The organism is Bdellovibrio sp. SBM16 (assembly GCF_056175625.1).
The window spans coordinates 107,729-124,863 of the sequence record NZ_JBJKJG010000007.1 but is presented as its reverse complement, the minus strand read 5'-3'; the positions used below and the strand labels follow the sequence as shown (position 1 = coordinate 124,863).

Below are 17,135 nucleotides of genomic sequence, written 5' to 3'. Positions count from 1 at the left end.
CTTGAGCCTTGTATCCTGCGCACTAGGCGCGGTCTAATTCAATTTTAGCAATCGTTTGTAATTGCATATTTGAAGTACCTTCGTAGATCTGACCGATTTTAGCGTCGCGCCAGAATTTTTCTACTGGGTATTCTTTCGTAAAGCCGTTGCCGCCGAATAGATCGATGGCCATCGAAGTTACTTTTTCTGCCACTTTTGACGAATAGTATTTAGCCATAGCCGCTGCTTCGATAAAATCCTGACCAGCGTCTTTTAAACGGGCAGCGTTGTAAACCATCAGACGAGAAGCTTCTAATTCGATACGCATTTGTGCCAATTGAAATTGAACGCCCTGAAATTGCCCGATCGCTTTACCGAACTGTTCGCGGCCTTTGATGTAGTTTAAAGTAGCTTCATAAGCACCTTGTGCGATACCAACCATCTGGGCGCCGATACCGATACGACCTTCATTTAAAGTTTCAATCGCGATTTTATAACCTTTTCCGATTTCACCTAAAACGTTTTCTTCCGGTACTTCGCAGTTTTCAAAAACTAATTCGCAGGTTGAAGACGCGCGGATACCCAGCTTGTCTTCTTTTTTACCTACCGTAAAACCTTTAAAACCTTTTTCAACGATAAAAGCTGTAATGCCTTTATAGCCTTTTGCCGGGTCCATATTGGCAAATACGATAAAGAATGAAGCTTCTTTACCGTTGGTGATCCAAAGTTTGTGACCGTTTAAAATCCATTTGCCGTCTTTTTTCTCGGCACGGCATTTTAAAGCAAATGCATCTGAGCCTGATGACGATTCAGATAAGCAGTAAGCCCCAACCCATTCACGAGCCAGTTTTGGTAAGTATTTTTCTTTTAATCCTGGAGTACCCCAACGGATGATGGCGTTAGTTACTAAAGTGTTTTGTACGTCGCAGAGAACAGACACAGAACCGTCAATACGAGCTAATTCTTCGATAGCGATACAAGCCATAGCAATTGAGCTACCTGCGCCACCGTATTGTTCAGGAGATTCGATACCCATTAAACCCATTTCAAATAGTTTAGAAACGATTTCTGGTTTCATTTGGGCTTGTTCATCCATGTGTGTAACGTGAGGTTTGATTTCTGATTCAGCAAAAGATCTTACGGCTTCGCGGAAAGCCACTTCATCTTCTGACCACATAGTTAAAGCGGGACGTGCGTTTTCAATCATCTTAATCTCCTTCGATGCAATTTTATTTTTCGCTCATTAAATTAGAACTTTCATGCGTCTGAGGCAAGTAACACTTTGAGTCAAATAGTGTTTTTTGTTCTCGTACAGAAGACCATGAAGAAATGGATTCTAATATTGTACAAAAACTGGTTATTTTTTTCGGTCCTCTGCTATTTGCCTTGTGTTTCCATGAATTTGCCCATGGCTTAGTGGCCAAATGGCGCGGCGATCATACGGCAGAGCGTATGGGGCGCTTAACTATGAATCCAATGGCGCACGCCGATTTGATGGGTACTTTCATTTTTCCGATTGTTTCGATTCTTATGACCAGTGCAATGGCTTCGCCGATTATCTTCGGTTGGGCAAAACCGGTTCCGGTTGAATCGAGAAATCTTAAAAACGTGCGCACGGATATGTTCTGGATCGCGCTGGCAGGGCCGCTTTCAAACGTTTTACTGGCTCTGGTGACAACCATAATTTGGGCCGTTATTTTAAAATTTCAACTTTTTACCGATTATGCGTCAGGTGTAAATATGTTTGCTCAGACATTTATCGGCACCAATATATTGCTAGCGGTCTTTAATATGGTGCCTTTACACCCCTTAGACGGTGGTAAAGTGTTAGCGCGCTTTTTACCGGCATCGCTAAATTACGAGCTTGAAAAACACGAGCAAATCTCAGGCATTATTTTGCTGGTTTTACTGTTTTCTGGTGTATTGATGAGCATACTTTCTTATCCGATGGATTTTCTGTATCGCTTGATTGTTACGACCGTGATGTCCGTTTTCTAATCAAAAAATAATGCATTAATCTTTGGGCAATTCATAAGAAAGTTGTTGAATAACCCAAAAACGCTTGCTTCAATTATCAGTGCTGGATGCGTAATAGTTCGTAGGATGCGAGCAAATAAGTTTTAAAACGTTTCGTTAATGACGAACCAAGTTTAAATATAAGGTTAGATGCAGCATGAGTATACGCGTTCAGCTTCAACAATTTGAAGGACCCTTGGATTTATTATTGTATCTTATTCGTAAAGACGAAATGGATATCTTTAATATCAACGTCACTGAAATTACGAAGCAATACCTTGAATTCATTAAATTAATGAAAGAATTTGATATCGAAGTTGCCGGCGATTTTATCGCGATGGCTTCGACGTTAATTCAGATTAAGTCGCGTATGCTTCTTCCGCAGTATGACGAAAACGGTGAAATCGTTGAGGGTGCTGAAGATCCGCGTAAAGAGTTAGTTCAAAAGCTATTAGAGTACGAAAAATTCAAAGAGGCTGCAAAAGCACTCTATGACCGTCCGCTGTTAAACCGTGACCAATGGCCGCGCGGATTCCGCGAAAAAATGGACGAAAAAGAAGACGAAATTGAATTAGAAGATAACGCCCTGTTTTCTTTAATCGGTTCATACCGTAAAATGATTAAGGCATCACTTAAGCGTATTCATAAAGTTACGGTGAAACTGCAGTCAATCGGTAGTCGTATTTTAGAAATGAAAGACCTGTTGATTCCTGGTCGTCAGGTTACGATGTTTGAGCTTTTAAATCACACTATCGAAGATTTGAAAGAACGTTCACGTAATCGCTTAATCACATTTTTATCATTATTAGAGCTAGGTAAAATGGGCTATGTTTCTGTTTACCAAACAGAAAACTACGGCGATATCTACGTCAATCCGAAAAAGGCCGTTGAAGGTGATGTTCTTTCAAAAGTTGAAGAATACGGTAACATTGATGCTGATCAGGTAGCTGAAAATCTGTTTCAGAAATCAAATGTTATTACAGAAGAAGAGCTTGAGAATATCGATTCTGAGCCGCAGACCTTCGTGTTACAGGATGGCGGTGTAAACGCTCAGACTGAACAGTTGTCATTTGAACAGACAATTGCTGCAACTCTGGCAGAAGGCGAAAACCTGTCGTTATCTGAAGACATGGCCTCAGATGATGAGATTTTAGCTGCTGAAATGGAGATTGATTCAGCCGATATTAAATTGGACTTAAACGTAGTTAGAGACTTTAACGAAGATATTACAGAAACGCCGGAAGTGCCGGTAATTGCCGAAGAAGTTTTGTTTACGCCAATGATCGAAGAGACAGTTGATTTTGTTGAGGAAGAGACGGTTTTAAGTTTTGAAAACACCGCAGAAACGATTGAGGCTTCTCCTGCAGCTCCTGCTTCGGTCGAAACTTTAGTTGCTAATGCAATTGAAGCTTTTGAATTATTTAATGATCAACCAGAACCAATGGCTCAGCCGGAACAACAAGAAGTTGTTGAGCAAAAAGATGAATTTAATCGTGAACCAGAAGGGCAAGTGTAATTATGGCTAGAAAATCTAAAAAAGCTAAAGAAGTTGTCGAAGCTGCAGTTGTTGAAGAGCAAAATGTAGAGGCGCAAAACGAAGACACGCAAGCTGAAGGCTTAGAGGCCTCGGTTGTAGAGGATTTATCTGCTGATTTAGGCGGCGACATCGAAATTACAGCTAATTTATTTCAGTCTGAAGAAGCTGAATCTGAAGGTTTTTTACCTGAAGCCTCTGAAGAAGAGTCTGAAGAAATGTCGGCTGCCGGTGCAGACGTAGATCTTGAAGGATCAGAACTTGATGGTTTTGAGTCGGCGCAAATCGACGAAGTTGAATTCGTTGAAGACGAACATGCTGAAAGCATCATTGAATCTATTTTATTTGCTTCTGACCGTCCGGTTTCTTTAGCCTCTATCAAAGAAGTTTTTAAAGGCACAAATGTACGTAAGGATAAAATCAAGCGTATCTTAGATAATTTAGCCGTAGAATACGCCAGTGGCCGCCGCGGGGTAACGTTAGAAGAAGTTACAGCCGGTTACCAGTTACGTACTAAGATCGATAATATGAACTTTATCCGCCGCACTATTAAGGCACGTTCGTTTAAGTTATCAGGGCCTGCTTTGGAAACTTTGGCAATTGTAGCCTACAAGCAACCGGTTGTTAAAAATGAAATCGATCAAATCCGCGGTGTTGAATCCGGTCACTTACTGCGTGCTTTAATGGAAAAAGGCCTTTGTAGCTTCGAAGGTAAAGCCGAAAACCTACCGGGACGCCCAATGCAGTACGGAACAACCAGAAAATTCTTGGAAATTTTTGGTTTACGCAATTTAAAAGAACTTCCGACATTATCGCAGATTGATGAATTATTGCCTGAAGGCATCGGTGAAGAAGAAGAAGAAAAACCTACCTTATCGATGGTTACTGATTCTATGTCTCAGGAAGTTAAAGAAGTCAGTTATTCGCAAGGTGAAGAAGAGTTAGGTTTAATCGAGGCAGATCTTCAAACCATCTCTACATCTTCAGATTTTTTTGAGCAGGAAAAAATCCGTCAAAAACAAAAACGTGATGCTGAAAAAGCCCAGGATATCCGCGATGCGATGACGATGGGTGAAGAGGTTCCCCGCCGTGATGTAAACTGGCTAAAAAAATATGAAGAAGCTTTGGCTATGGCCGCACAAGGCAGTTCTGTGCCGGCAAACTTTGTTGAAGATGAGCAAGCTTCGGAAGAATTACAGGCTACCGAGCAGAATATCGATCAGATCGAAGCGGGTGAGGGCGCTATGCTTGCCGCTGATGACGCTGAAGAATCTGATGAAGACTCAGCTGATGAGCTTCCGATGTATGAAGAAGCCGATGACGACGGCGAAACTCCAATCGATGGAGAGCTTGCATAAGCCGCATTATCCTGACCTGTGTATTTATTTACTTCGTTTCCATGATGATCGTCATGGGAAACGGGTCTTCGTTTTTAGGGCGCTATTTAGGTCAGTATTACTTTGCGGTGGCTAATACCACCGGCGTCAACACGACCTGGAATTTTTTCTCTCCTGATCCGGCCCATATCATGTATGTGCACTATATCATCCACTATGAAGATGATTACGGTAATCCGACCCAGGAATCTAAAGAGTTTTTCTATCCAGAGCAAAAAGACGGTTCTGATTTTGCAATGAATGTGCGCCGTCATAACTATATGATGCGTTTTATAGTTATCGATCCGGTTCGTGTGCAGCAGTTTTTTGTGCCGTGGGTCTGTAAACAAAACCCGGGAGCCACAAAAGTTCAGTTTCAGTTAATCTTAAACCGTATTCCAAGTTTAGATAAAGTTATTGCCTTAAAAGATACGCCATATAGCGATCTACTTACCACTGAAGAGTTGAATCAAAATGTTTATAGCTGCCAAAGACCAGGTTAATAATTTTAAGAAACTTATTAATGAGTTTCTCTTTGCTGAAGGTCATTTTGAACGTCTTGGCGTGTTTCGCTTTTTGCTTTGTGGTGTCATGTTTTATATCGCTTGCTGGCGCCAGCTCAATGTTGATCAGTATGGCCCAGAGGCGTTGATTCCAGCGGCTAATGCCTTTGATGTTTTTAGCGAGTTCTATAAACCCTACGTTAAATTATTTTTCTGGCCCGATAGTCTGGCCGCCGCCGTACACGTTTTCTACATTGTGCTTTTGCTGCTTGCGACGCTGGGTTTATCTAACAGAATTCTGATGATTTTGACCTGGATCATTGCGCAGGGATTTATTCAGCGCAATTTCTCAGTGCTGTTTGGTGCCGATGTGATCGGTACGTTGTTTTTATTTTTCTTAAGCTTTACCCGCTGCAATGAATACTTTTCGTTGCGTGGTTTATTTCGTAAAAAAGTGGTTATCTACAACCCGAAATCCTGGAGTGACCAGTTAAGCACGGTTTTTTTTAGACTTTTGCAGTTACAACTTTTTACTATCTATGCCTACACAGGTTTTGAAAAATTAAAAGGTCAAACCTGGTGGGATGGGACCGCTCTTTGGACGGTTTTGGTAAATCCGCAATTTACCGATTTTGACTTATTATTCTTAAAAAACTTTCCGGTATTTTTTGCGATCGGAACTTTTGTGACGATTATCTTTGAAGTTTATTTCTGGGTAATGGTTTCTGTTAAGCGCACGCGGCTGTTGTGGTTAAGTCTTGGGGTGGTGTTTCACCTGATGATTGGTGTTTTATTAGGACTTATGTCGTTTTCATTAGTAATGGTCTCGACCTATGTTTTATTCAGTTACCGTACCAATCTGAGACAATTCATGGAAAAACTTATTCCTGTGAAGTTTCAAAAGCTTATAACCCTATAAAACCTTTAAGAATTTAGTCTGAAATACCGATAAATTCAGAGTATGTTTCTTCGTTTATTGGTATTGAGTTTTATACTTATATTTCAGGGTTGCACTGGGGCAGTAAATAATTCCACGCTCTTATCTGCATTCACGCCATGTAAAGAAAATTGCACCACCAGTGATCCGGGAACTATCAGCGGTGAGCTAGAAATTTTACCGGATAGCGGTGAAATTTTTGCTTCGCCTGAAGGTTCTGATTTGGTTGAAGTTTCCGGTAGCTGTAAAGATTTAGGTCGCAAGGCAAATCGTATTTTAGTGCAAGTCTATGAAGGCGAGGATGATTCGGTTGCTCCGATCATTGATAATTCAATCGGTTTAATGTGTCAGGATAATATTTCTACCTCATCGCTGCAATCGACTGCCGGTGTTGGTAAAACCTGTATGTTGATCGCACAAGGGATCGGTCTTGCTGATACCGGAAGTTCAGTTAGTCAGTATCCACAATGTTTTAACGGCCGTTTCAGTTTTCAGTTACGTATGGGTCGTATTATTCGCCGCGATACGGGGATTGCGGATAATTCTGACGCCACCAATCCGAAAGTTCGCTATCTGGTAAAAATGAAACTGCGTACAACTGACAGTATTACTTCAGATTCTGCCCCGACGACGATGTTTGTATCACGTCAGCTACAAACGCCGACTTTTTCCATTACACAAAACCGAAGCAACGATCGTTGTGAGATAAAATTTAGTCCTTCGAAGTTCCGCGACATCAGATACACTCTGACCACAACCTGGACCGGCCCAAGCTGGGGAGCTTCCGGAACTTTTACTAACTCGGTGTCTGGTGCCGTGTATGTGGATAAAGAGCCAACTTTTCCGCCATTAGGCAATGGTACCACGGTTGAGAATTTCTATCACTTCGGTGAGCCATTAGATCCTACGATCGGTTTAATGCCCGGTATGACTTATACTTATCAACTGCGTTCTGCAGACTACTCTTACCGATTTACAGGCAATCCGGCGATTACTGATTACGAACAGCAGTTTGCCGGCGGCGCCAGCGCAACAGCTGTTGAGCGCAGTAACCTTTCTGGTTCATTGTCTTGTGTTATGGATCCGGCTTACGTCGGAAACCGTAACGAACAGAATCAGGGAGCCGGTACGCCGAATTCATGTTTATTAACATTGGCCGGCTTTAATACCCGCGGATATAAGCTGGAATGGCGTGTAGGTATGACAGCTAACTGGATGCAGGTGAGTCCGAATTCTGGAATGTTAATATCGACAGGGGGAGATTCGAATTGCCGCTCGCTTTCAACGTGTTTTGTTCACGGTGACCGTGAGAGTTCTTCTGCTACGACTTATATTGACCCCGTGTCAGGCACAACGTCTTTTCAGCCCATGGTTCCGTACTACTTTGCAGCCCGACATTACCGCGATACCAATGGCAATAATTTGTATGATGCAGGCGAGCTGGTCGGCGAATGGTCACCACCAACAGCGGTTTCAGATAACGAGAATGATTTTAACCACCGCTGTACTTTTAATACATTCCCGGTCAATTAGTTAAAATTTTATTCATAGAAATAAAAAAGCCTACTTTTAACAGTAGGCTTTTTTATTAGCGACAAAATGCGGACGTACGCTTTAAAACTAAAACGTCTCGTCAAACGCAACTTGGCCCGATACACCCATTTGGTAGGCTGATACACGGCGCTCGAAAAAGTTTGCAAGCTCTTGCATGTCTTGTAATTCCATGAAAGAGAATGGGTTCTTAGCGTTGTAGCGTTTAGGGATACTTAACATCTCTAAACGTTGGTCAGCAATGTATTCTAAGTACTGGCGCATATCAGTTACTGATAATCCGGCAATACCGTGGGTTAAAAGATCTTCGGCAAAAGTCATTTCGCACTCGATAGCATCTTCTAACATCTGAACTACCATCTCTTGCATTTGTTCATTAAATAAGTTTGGCTCTTCTTTGCGAACTGTGTTGATTACTTCCATCGCGAAAGCCATATGCATGCTCTCATCACGGAATACCCAATTAGTTCCGCTCGCAAGACCTGCAAGTAAACCTTTAGAACGTAAGAAGTACACGTAAGCAAACGCTGCGAAGAAGAATAAACCTTCAATGCAGGTTGCAAAGCAGATTAAGTTCATAACAAATTTTCTGCGGTCTTCTAAAGTTTCTAATTTTTCTAACTCGTTGATTGAATCAATCCATTTGAAAGCGAATTCAGCTTTCTTTTTGATCGATGGAATGTTTTCAATTGCGGCAAACGCTTTTGCACGTTCATCCGGATGAGGGATGTAGTTATCTAATAAAGTTAGATAGAACTGGACGTGTAAAGCTTCTTCATAAAGCTGACGTGATAAGTATAAACGTGCTTCTGGAGAATTGATGTGTTTGTAAAGATTTAAGACTAAGTTGTTGCCAACGATAGAATCGCCTGTCGCAAAGAAAGCTACTAATCTGTGGATTAAATGCTTCTCTGATTCAGTCATTTTTGAGTGTAAATCAACTAAGTCAGTTGAAAAATCAACTTCTTCAACAGTCCAAGTGTTTTTAATACCGTTTTTGTACATTTCGTAGAAAAGCGGGTATTTCATCGGGCGTAAGTTTAAATCAAATCCTGGATTTAAGATCATAATAATTTCCTCGTTCTCTCTTGTAAAGGGGCCAGTTGTTACTGGCACGCCTCACAGGCTTCTGGGTTTTCTAAGCTACATGCAATCACTTCAGAGTCTGAATATTCTTTTTTAGGTGCAGCTTGTGCTGCCGGAGCTGCATTCATAGCTGTAGTGCCAGCTGCATCACCTTTTGCCATTGAAGATTTAGAAACTGTCGTTTTCGCGATTGAAGTCGCTGGACGAGAGCGTAAGTAGTAAGTTGTTTTGATTCCGCGTTTCCAAGCGTACATATACATTGAAGATAATTTTCCGATCGTCGGTGATTCAGAAAATAAGTTCAATGATTGTGATTGGTCAATAAAGGCTCCACGGTCAGCAGCCATATCGATTAACGCTTTCATCGGGACTTCCCATACAGTGCGGTAAAGTTCCTGAACGTCAGCCGGGATAGCCGCGATACCTTGGATAGAGCCTTCGCTTAGTTTGATTTCGTTACGTAATTCTTCATTCCAAAGACCACGTTGTTTTAAATCAGCTACTAAGTAGCGGTTAACTTGCATGAACTCACCTGAAAGTGTTTCACGTTTAAATAAGTTAGAAACTTGTGGCTCTGTCGCTTCATAACAACCAACGATAGATGCGATAGTCGCAGTTGGAGCGATCGCGATCATTAATGAATTGCGCAAACCGGTTTTTTTGATTTTCGCTTTAAGAGCGTTCCAGCGAGCTTCGTCAGTTGGTTTAACACCCCAAAGGTCAAATTGTAATAAGCCTTGAGCCGCTTTAGTGTCAGCAAACGCACCGTGAGGGCCGTGCTTTTCAGCTAATTCTGCCGAAGCTGTTAAAGCGTGGAAGTAGATCTCTTCTTGAATACGAGCTGAAAGTTTTTGTGCAGCTTCAGAGTCAAAAGCGTACTTTAATTGAAAGAAAGCATCTTGTAGACCCATGATACCAAGACCAACAGGGCGCCATTTGTGGTTAGAGTCCTGGGCTGATGGGATCGGGTAGAAGTTGATATCAACTACGCGGTCTAAGTATTTAACTGCTGTTTGAACAGTTTTAGCTAATTTTTCGAAATCAAACGCGCCATTGACGATGTGACGGCCTAAGTTTACCGAACCTAAGTTACAAACCGCTGTTTCTTTGTTTGAAGTCACTTCTAAAATCTCTGTGCAAAGATTTGATAAGTGAATCACGTTTTCTGGTTTGCCGGTCTGGTTGGCTTTCATGTTAGAAGCGTCTTTGAACGTCATCCAACCGTTACCAGTTTGTGCTAATGTCTTCATCATACGGGCGTAAAGATCACGGGCTTTTAATTGCTTAACGTATTGTTTTTTCTCTTCAGCTGCGATGTATGCCGCTTCGAACTCTGGACCGTATAAATCTACAAAGTGAGGCACTATGCGCGGATCAAATAAAGACCACATAGCATCTGCTTCAACACGTTTCATGAATAAATCTGGAACCCAGTTAGCCATGTTCAAGTTGTGAGTACGTTTTTGGTCATCACCCGTGTTGTCACGTAACTCTAAGAATTCTTCCACGTCAGCATGCCATGTCTCTAAGTACACACAAGCTGCGCCTTTGCGTTTACCGCCTTGGTTAACAGCGGCAACTGATGAATCCATAGTTTTTAACCATGGAATGATACCATTAGAGTGGCCATTAGTTCCTTTGATTAAAGAACCACGGCTACGTACACGTGAGTAAGATACACCGATACCGCCAGCGAATTTAGATAACATGGCGATGTCTGCGTATTTTTGGTAAATAGCTTTTAAGTCGTCATCCGGAGAATCTAGTAAGTAACAAGAACTCATCTGAGGGCGTAAAGTTCCAGAGTTAAATAATGTCGGCGTTGACGGCATATAGTCATGCGAAGAAATCAATTTGTAAAATTCAATAGCTTCAGCCGGGCCAACAGAAAGACCGCAAGCCACACGCATAAAGAAGTACTGAGGAGTTTCGAAAACTTGGCGTGAAGTTGGGTTTTTTAATAAGTAACGGTCATAAACTGTACGTAATCCAAAGTACTCAAAACGGTCAGTTTTGTAGTGTTCGATGGCCGCGCATAACTCAGCTTTGTGAGTCATTACGAATTTGTAAGTGTCTTCAGATAAAAGACCGTTGTTAAAGCCAAATGCCACTGAATCAGCGAAAGAGCCGATTTTTTGCGATTTAACTTCTTCATCAATATATGTAGATAATAAACGGGCTGCCAGGCGAGAGTACTCTGGGTCTTCACCAATTAATAGAGAAGCCGTTTGAATACATAAATTGTCTAGTTCTTTAGTTGTCGCGCCATCGTATAAGCCAGAGATAGCTTTCGTAGCTACACGTAGTGGATCGATTTGCTGTAAACCTTGAGCGTTGCGATTTACGCGCTCAACGATCTTGGTCACGTCAACCGGCTCTAAAGTGCCGTCACGTTTTTTTACGCGCATCATGTGTGAGTTGCTAGCATAGCTAGATGATGAGCCAGTGTTTGTTGTCCCTGCAGTCATTGTATTAGTTGTCGTCATGACAATACCCCTCGTTCATAAACCTTCCAGATCCCCATCTGAAAGACAGTAAAAAGCACCCTTTGTTTTTTACCCCTCGTAAAAAACAACGATTAAATTAGTCTAGTTCTAAATGTTCTCAAAAATTTTCATTGACCGTCTTGGTCAACATCGCGAGCCCTCTAAATCGATTAGTGTCAACATACTGTTAATCACTATATCTAGTGGTACGATTGCCAGCTCATATCCTATAAGCTGTGTTTCTTCTTGAAATTAGGTTCAGGTAAATTTGAATCGATTGCAATTAAAATTCTTCAAAAAATTAATTATTTTTCTTTGGTCTTGCTAGACTTTTGTGCATACGCTGTGCGAAAAGTGAATATGTATAAAACTAAATTAGAGGAGTTTTCTCTCTCGAGAAATCATGTCAATCATAAATTTTCGTCTTTTTTTTACGGGTTGTGTAACGATAAAATTTAAGATTCTTACATGGCTTAAATTCGCTCAACTCTTAATCGCATATTTTCAAATAAAATGTTGTCATTTTCGTTTTGATTGATAAGAGAGCATCCTTGATAGGTTTTCGACTCTCTAAAGCTATCGATAATGTACTGATGAGTCCCCATTTTATCAGAAGTCCACTTCGGCGCGATTAATTCATCCCAGCGGGAAGCAAAAGCTGCCAGGCGGTGGACAGCAATGCGCGGGTGAAGGTAAGACATAAATAGTTTTACGCGTTCGGTGTACTGTTCGCGTTCGATCGGCGTAAACTTGCCTTCGGCATACCATTTGGCCAGCTCAGTGTTGGTCAAAACATGCAGATTATGCAGTTTTACGTTGGTGATCGGTAGATCGTTGCAGATCAGGGCCTGCTGTTTGATCTCCTCTTCAGTCTCGTTAGGGGAGCCGATGATCAAATGAATTCCTAAATCAACCGCTGTAGAATTAGCAATCTTATCGATGGCCTTAAGCGAATCACTGCCTGAGTGCCCCCGTTGCATGAATTCTAAATGATGGTCAAAAAAACTCTGCACGCCCAGTTCAACGGCGACAAAGGATTTTTGGTAGTACTCTTGCCAAAGATTTAAAACTGCCGGTGACAAACAATCCGGACGGGTGCCAACGACAAATCCCTTAACAAACGGGTAAGACAGTGCGGTTTCAAAGTTTTCGCGTAAAGCACTTACTTTCGTAAATGTGTTTGTGTACGCCTGAAAATAAACTAAAAATTTTTTTGAATTATACTCTTCGCCGATTTGAACCTGGTATTTTTCGATTTGCTCGCGAAGGCTCAGCTGAAAAGACTCTTCTCGGGCGGCAGAACCCCAGACGTCACAGAAGCTGCAGGTCTTCATTCCTTTTAAGCCCATGCGGTTAGGACAGTCGTCAACCACAGTTACCGGAATCTTATAAACCTTCTCGCCGAAGATTCTTTTGTAGTGTTCTGCAATACTGTGATAGGGTAAGCCCCGCCAGCCTTTTTCCATAGGGGTTTTATAGTGGATTTCAAATCTTTTGTCATTGAATTAACCGCCGACGGAAGTCCTACACTGCGGCTTAAAAATTTAAATGAATCACATCCCGGAAAAATGCCGGAATCTATGCACCATTCGGGCGGGGCTGCTGCTGAAACTCTTTATATTTACACAGAACCTTTTAAAAACAGCCTCAAAGCGCTGGCTGAAATTAAACAATCCCAGCTCTCAATAGGGGTTGTGGGCCTTGGTTTGGGCTACATAGAGCTGTCTATTTTACAAAATCTGTGTGTTAAACCTGCCATTTCTGCCACTTTAACCAGTTTCGAAAAAGAATCAGAGCTAAGCGAAGCGTTCATTGCATGGTTTGGCGGCCGTGATGATGTTACCTATGACTTAATCTGCAAAAAGCTTTCAATTGATAAAAAGGACATCGTTGAATATTCAAAGTCAAAATCCTGGAATATTCTTGGCGAGTTGTCTTTAAAAACTGCCGTGAGCGAACCCTTTAATTTTGTCGCTTATGATGCTTTTAGCCAGTTTACCGACGGGCCATTGTGGACTGATGAATTTCTGGATTATTTTCTGTCGTATTTGTGTGCGAAAGACTGTGTATTTACAACTTATGCCTGCACCGGAAATTTAAAACGGGCACTGCAAAGAAATGATTTTCTTTTTATTAAGCGCCCGGGATTTTCCGGTAAACGTGACGCCACGCTGGCTTTGCGTGGGGGATTTAAGTCTCTTCAGTGTCTTTTCCAAAGCGTTTGATGTAATCCATCACAAGTGCCATCATTTCATCGTTCATATTCACGAATTTAAGGCCGACATAGCCATCAAGCCCGGAATAGGTAACTTCGGCTGTCAGGTTTACCGGTGAATAGAAATGCGGGCTTGTCAGTTGTCCCTGGATAGTTTCGCCAAGCTTTAAATCAAAATTATCGGTAATCCCTATGCCGCCCTTACTGATGGTGATTACGCGAGCATTGATTTTTTCAGCCGTGCCGATTTTAGATCCCGAAAACTGCGCTAAGATAGGTACCCGTTGGTTTTCTCTGCGGGTAAGACCTAAACGTTGTACGATATCCGGCATCGAATAGATCTCCTTCCACTCACGGTCTTTTTTATCAAAGATAGAAATTTTAGAGACATCTTCCTGTTTTGCGGTAAAGGCCATTAATTCTTCTTTGCTCATTTCTCCTTTATCGACAAAGTCGTACTGGACACGAAATTTTTCAACAGTATGGGCTTTAATGTCTTCGATAACTTCGGCCTTGGTAGCGCGGCCAGAAGGTTTTTCGAAAATATTTTTTTGCTGTGGCGTAAAGGTAACTTCTTCAGAAGGCTGGGTCTCTGTTATCGTCTGTTGGTTGGTCGCGGGGGCTTTGGCGTCGGGGTTCCATTTATCAGCCCGGATCCACTCAGCATGGCCACGTGACCATAAAAATGTGGTGTGCATATGTTCGCTGTACTGAGGCATTTGTGCTTTCACTTCTTCAGCAGAAAAAGGGCCGCGGATAAAGTTGTTGGAATTAACGAACCATTTAGTCATAGGCTTCCTCATTAAAAAATTTGATTATATCTTTGTGTTGTTTCAGGCAGTCAGCATGTCCCATGGAGATTAAACTTTTGCAGAAATCACTGTCGAACAATAAATAACTTAATATCTCGCTGGCTTCGTTTAGATCACCGAAGGCATTGATCGACATCCGTAAAATGCGCGGGATGTGGTGGGCTTTGTTTCTGGCAATTTCGCCGATATCCTGGCTAGGTGAAATACAGAGCGCCGGAATTTTTTTAAGAGTCGTTGCTTTAAAATGCATATTGCTCGCGGTAGCTTCATCATAAAGATCGTTAAGTCTCTGAATACGGTGCACATCTTGTTCAACCGAATCCAGCATGACTGCATTGAGCAGGGTATTAAGGATTCGCACCATTGAGGCTTCGTGAATTTCTTTTGAATCTTCTTTAAGCGGAGCCCCTCCGGTGCTATTGGCAGATCTTACGCCGATCACCAGGAGTTTATTTGCCCCCATGCGGATTGAGGGGCTGCAGGGAGTATTGTTGCGGACACAACCATCACCATAAGGTTCTCCGGCAATCTGAATCGGCGGAAATAACATCGGAATTGCCGAAGAGGCCAGAATATGTTCCGGCTGTAACTGGGCGTGAACAGCTTTGCGGCGTAGTTCTTTCCATTTCATTAATTGTTCGTTGACCCGTGAAGCCGTCTGGATAAAGCTTACGGCACTGTTGCGTGAATAATTGTTGGCTGTGATGATCACAGTATCAAACAACCCCTTTTCAAGATTACTTTGTACATTTTTAAAGTCACAGTTTTTATCGATCAGATTTCTTAACGGGGCTGTATCTAGGATCGAATTAAATTTCTTCTGTTTGCCGCCCAAAAGAGCGCCCAGACCCAGCGTGTTTAACGACATGATATCGGCTTTAAAAACCTGGTCAGTTTTAATTTTTGACCATAATTGAACTAATTCGGCCACTGCGGAGTGAAAATCACCGCTGGTTGATGCAAGTTTTGCCGTATTAATTGCACCAGCGCTGGTGCCGGATAAGATGCGAAAAGGCGGTTCGATTTTTTCTTTCTTCAGTATCTCGGAGATTCCTTGCAGAACACCGACCTGGTAGGCTCCGCGGGCGCCACCGCCGGATAGAACCAACGCTGTATTCATTTTCTTAGTCATATTGATAGTGTCGCAAACCCTATGGTCTTTTGTCAGTAACCGTGAAATGTTGGCTAGACTTCAGCCCCGTATAGCCACAGTTGTCACCGGTCTCAGCCTGAGACAGATTTTTGCTGTTTTGGTTTCATAGTGAGACGAAAAACTGTCTCATTTTAAGAGCAAATTTGGCATCTTTGTTGAACCTTATGTTTTAAAAGAAAAAGCGAGGTTTACATGAAAAGCTTAAACGCCAACCGAATATTCTTATTATTAGTTACAGCTACTTTAGCTTTTTCAGGTTTATCGTGCGCAAAGAAACAATCTAAAATCCGCGGTGCTAAAACGCAGCAACAGGTATTAAATCCGCAGATCACAAACCAATCAGTGCAACAGGCCGATACCCAAGATATCAGCTATATGTTAAACTCGGTAAGTACGCCGCAAGATAATGGTAACGGCACCCACACGGTGGTTTCAGAGATTTTAAGCCGCGCTTCAAATTATATCCCGATTGATACAACTCATTCGCCAAATCAAGACTCATATGGTGTTTTCGAGGATACAACGCAAGGCACGCAGTTAGATATCCGTTCTCGCTGTATCGGTGAGGGTTGTGAAAAATACGTTTTATTAATTACCGTTGTAAAAAACGGCTACGCCTACCACCAGATGGCTGCAATCTCGTTTGCGAGTGATGACTTTTTCTACTCGGAACAAAGAAATTACCGCGTAGCTACAATGTTTAAAAGTGTTGATGAGGTCATCGCGCAGTACCCTCATCTTCAGGCTGGAAATTAATTGTCGTTCTTAGAATAACTCTATAAGCTTGTGGAATGTCTGAGTTAATTCATTCTATTTTGCATCTCGATCAAACCTTAAATATATGGTTACAGCTTTATGGCACTGGAGTTTATCTGGTGCTTTTTTTAATTATCTTTGCTGAAACCGGTCTGGTTGTTATGCCTTTTTTACCCGGTGACTCGCTGCTGTTTGCTGCCGGTGCCATGTGTTCCATCAATCCGGTAGATTTGCGCATTGAGTATTTAATTCCGCTCTTAATCTGTGCCTCGTTATTAGGGGATAATCTAAATTACTTTATTGGTTTAAAATACGGCCGCAGAGCCTTTGAAAGCAAACATCGGCTGAGCTTTTTGTTTTCACCGAAACACCTAAAGGCTACAGAAGAGTTCTATGTAAGACGCGGGGCCTGGGCTGTGTCATTGGCGCGTTTTTTTCCGATTATCAGAACCTTTGCGCCGTTTGTGGCAGGGCTTACGAGAATGCCTTATAAAACTTTTGTTAAAATGTCGTGTATGGGGTCTTTGGCTTGGGTATCGATTTTTACCTCGGCAGGCTACCTTTTTGGGCAAATCCCCTTTGTTCAGAAGAACTTTACCATCCTTGTCATGGGGGTCATTGGTCTTTCTGTGACACCATTTTTGATTGGTGTCATCCGTAAGACTTTCGTGAAAAGTTTATAAAACAGGCACAATTTAAGGATATTACACAAAAATAGGGTTGAATTGACT

The 17,135-nt window shown here is 42.0% G+C and carries 15 protein-coding genes; 9 read left to right on the top strand and 6 right to left on the bottom strand.

What is annotated here, in order from left to right:
• Window positions 1–22: 22 nt before the first annotated feature.
• Entirely contained in the window at window positions 23–1,186 is a 1,164-nt protein-coding gene (locus AC04MM_RS08820; RefSeq protein WP_475379978.1) for an acyl-CoA dehydrogenase, read from the bottom strand.
• A gap of 122 nt (window positions 1,187–1,308) precedes the next feature.
• Between AC04MM_RS08820 and AC04MM_RS08815 the strand changes: the two genes are divergently transcribed.
• From AC04MM_RS08815 to AC04MM_RS08790, 6 genes are all read left to right on the top strand, one after another.
• Window positions 1,309–1,977: a site-2 protease family protein gene (locus AC04MM_RS08815; RefSeq protein WP_475379977.1), complete on the top strand. Its 669-nt coding sequence runs from the start codon at window positions 1,309–1,311 to the stop codon at window positions 1,975–1,977.
• 175 nt (window positions 1,978–2,152) lie between these two features.
• Entirely contained in the window at window positions 2,153–3,511 is a 1,359-nt protein-coding gene (locus AC04MM_RS08810; RefSeq protein ID WP_475379976.1) for a segregation and condensation protein A, read from the top strand.
• 2 nt (window positions 3,512–3,513) lie between these two features.
• Window positions 3,514–4,887 (top strand): SMC-Scp complex subunit ScpB, encoded by a 1,374-nt coding sequence (gene scpB, locus AC04MM_RS08805; RefSeq protein WP_475379975.1) that lies wholly within the window; start codon window positions 3,514–3,516, stop codon window positions 4,885–4,887.
• A gap of 53 nt (window positions 4,888–4,940) precedes the next feature.
• On the top strand, window positions 4,941–5,408 hold the full coding sequence (locus tag AC04MM_RS08800; protein ID WP_475379974.1) for a hypothetical protein: 468 nt from the start codon (window positions 4,941–4,943) through the stop codon (window positions 5,406–5,408).
• A complete protein-coding gene (locus AC04MM_RS08795) occupies window positions 5,380–6,327 on the top strand; it encodes an HTTM domain-containing protein (protein ID WP_475379973.1) in 948 nt (315 codons plus the stop codon). Before AC04MM_RS08800 ends, AC04MM_RS08795 begins: the two co-directional genes overlap by 29 nt.
• 42 nt (window positions 6,328–6,369) lie before the next feature.
• The gene (locus AC04MM_RS08790) at window positions 6,370–7,878 is read left to right on the top strand and encodes a hypothetical protein (protein WP_475379972.1); all 1,509 of its coding nucleotides are present in this window, start codon (window positions 6,370–6,372) and stop codon (window positions 7,876–7,878) included.
• A gap of 87 nt (window positions 7,879–7,965) precedes the next feature.
• Here the strand turns inward: AC04MM_RS08790 and AC04MM_RS08785 are convergent, their stop codons facing one another.
• The 3 genes from AC04MM_RS08785 to mnmL form a co-directional block, all read right to left on the bottom strand.
• Window positions 7,966–8,964: a ribonucleotide-diphosphate reductase subunit beta gene (locus AC04MM_RS08785; protein ID WP_475379971.1), complete on the bottom strand. Its 999-nt coding sequence runs from the start codon at window positions 8,962–8,964 to the stop codon at window positions 7,966–7,968.
• Window positions 8,965–9,002: 38 nt separating this feature from the next.
• A complete protein-coding gene (locus tag AC04MM_RS08780; protein ID WP_475380099.1) occupies window positions 9,003–11,450 on the bottom strand; it encodes a ribonucleoside-diphosphate reductase subunit alpha in 2,448 nt (815 codons plus the stop codon).
• A gap of 491 nt (window positions 11,451–11,941) precedes the next feature.
• On the bottom strand, window positions 11,942–12,934 hold the full coding sequence (mnmL, locus tag AC04MM_RS08775) for a tRNA modification radical SAM protein MnmL/YtqA (RefSeq protein WP_475379970.1): 993 nt from the start codon (window positions 12,932–12,934) through the stop codon (window positions 11,942–11,944).
• A gap of 12 nt (window positions 12,935–12,946) precedes the next feature.
• Here mnmL and AC04MM_RS08770 point away from each other — a divergent pair, with 12 nt between their 5' ends.
• Window positions 12,947–13,693, top strand: a complete 747-nt coding sequence (locus AC04MM_RS08770; protein WP_475379969.1) for an MnmC family methyltransferase — start codon at window positions 12,947–12,949, stop codon at window positions 13,691–13,693.
• Here AC04MM_RS08770 and AC04MM_RS08765 read toward each other — a convergent pair.
• Both AC04MM_RS08765 and AC04MM_RS08760 read right to left on the bottom strand, forming a co-directional pair.
• The gene (locus AC04MM_RS08765; protein WP_475379968.1) at window positions 13,659–14,474 is read right to left on the bottom strand and encodes a PilZ domain-containing protein; all 816 of its coding nucleotides are present in this window, start codon (window positions 14,472–14,474) and stop codon (window positions 13,659–13,661) included. The two genes, AC04MM_RS08770 and AC04MM_RS08765, sit on opposite strands and share 35 nt — an antisense overlap.
• A complete protein-coding gene (locus AC04MM_RS08760) occupies window positions 14,467–15,627 on the bottom strand; it encodes a patatin-like phospholipase family protein (RefSeq protein ID WP_475379967.1) in 1,161 nt (386 codons plus the stop codon). The genes AC04MM_RS08765 and AC04MM_RS08760 overlap by 8 nt, the downstream gene beginning before the upstream one ends.
• Window positions 15,628–15,840: 213 nt before the next feature.
• On the opposite strand from AC04MM_RS08760, the gene AC04MM_RS08755 reads away from it, so the two are divergent.
• Both AC04MM_RS08755 and AC04MM_RS08750 read left to right on the top strand, forming a co-directional pair.
• Window positions 15,841–16,404 (top strand): hypothetical protein, encoded by a 564-nt coding sequence (locus AC04MM_RS08755; protein WP_475379966.1) that lies wholly within the window; start codon window positions 15,841–15,843, stop codon window positions 16,402–16,404.
• A 35-nt stretch (window positions 16,405–16,439) separates the two neighbouring features.
• Entirely contained in the window at window positions 16,440–17,087 is a 648-nt protein-coding gene (locus tag AC04MM_RS08750) for a VTT domain-containing protein (RefSeq protein WP_475379965.1), read from the top strand.
• Window positions 17,088–17,135: the final 48 nt, after the last annotated feature.

Excerpts from the sequence above, each read along its gene's own strand:
- AC04MM_RS08800 (WP_475379974.1), top strand. The coding sequence starts at position 4,941 with ATGGGAAACGGGTCTTCGTTTTTAGGGCGCTATTTAGGTCAGTATTAC.
- AC04MM_RS08810 (WP_475379976.1), top strand. The coding sequence starts at position 2,153 with ATGAGTATACGCGTTCAGCTTCAACAATTTGAAGGACCCTTGGATTTA.
- AC04MM_RS08795 (WP_475379973.1), top strand. The coding sequence starts at position 5,380 with ATGTTTATAGCTGCCAAAGACCAGGTTAATAATTTTAAGAAACTTATT.
- mnmL (WP_475379970.1), bottom strand. The coding sequence starts at position 12,934 with ATGGAAAAAGGCTGGCGGGGCTTACCCTATCACAGTATTGCAGAACAC.
- AC04MM_RS08785 (WP_475379971.1), bottom strand. The coding sequence starts at position 8,964 with ATGATCTTAAATCCAGGATTTGATTTAAACTTACGCCCGATGAAATAC.
- AC04MM_RS08755 (WP_475379966.1), top strand. The coding sequence starts at position 15,841 with ATGAAAAGCTTAAACGCCAACCGAATATTCTTATTATTAGTTACAGCT.
- AC04MM_RS08790 (WP_475379972.1), top strand. The coding sequence starts at position 6,370 with ATGTTTCTTCGTTTATTGGTATTGAGTTTTATACTTATATTTCAGGGT.
- AC04MM_RS08815 (WP_475379977.1), top strand. The coding sequence starts at position 1,309 with ATGGATTCTAATATTGTACAAAAACTGGTTATTTTTTTCGGTCCTCTG.
- scpB (WP_475379975.1), top strand. The coding sequence starts at position 3,514 with ATGGCTAGAAAATCTAAAAAAGCTAAAGAAGTTGTCGAAGCTGCAGTT.
- AC04MM_RS08760 (WP_475379967.1), bottom strand. The coding sequence starts at position 15,627 with ATGACTAAGAAAATGAATACAGCGTTGGTTCTATCCGGCGGTGGCGCC.
- AC04MM_RS08750 (WP_475379965.1), top strand. The coding sequence starts at position 16,440 with ATGTCTGAGTTAATTCATTCTATTTTGCATCTCGATCAAACCTTAAAT.
- AC04MM_RS08820 (WP_475379978.1), bottom strand. The coding sequence starts at position 1,186 with ATGATTGAAAACGCACGTCCCGCTTTAACTATGTGGTCAGAAGATGAA.
- AC04MM_RS08780 (WP_475380099.1), bottom strand. The coding sequence starts at position 11,450 with ATGACTGCAGGGACAACAAACACTGGCTCATCATCTAGCTATGCTAGC.
- AC04MM_RS08765 (WP_475379968.1), bottom strand. The coding sequence starts at position 14,474 with ATGACTAAATGGTTCGTTAATTCCAACAACTTTATCCGCGGCCCTTTT.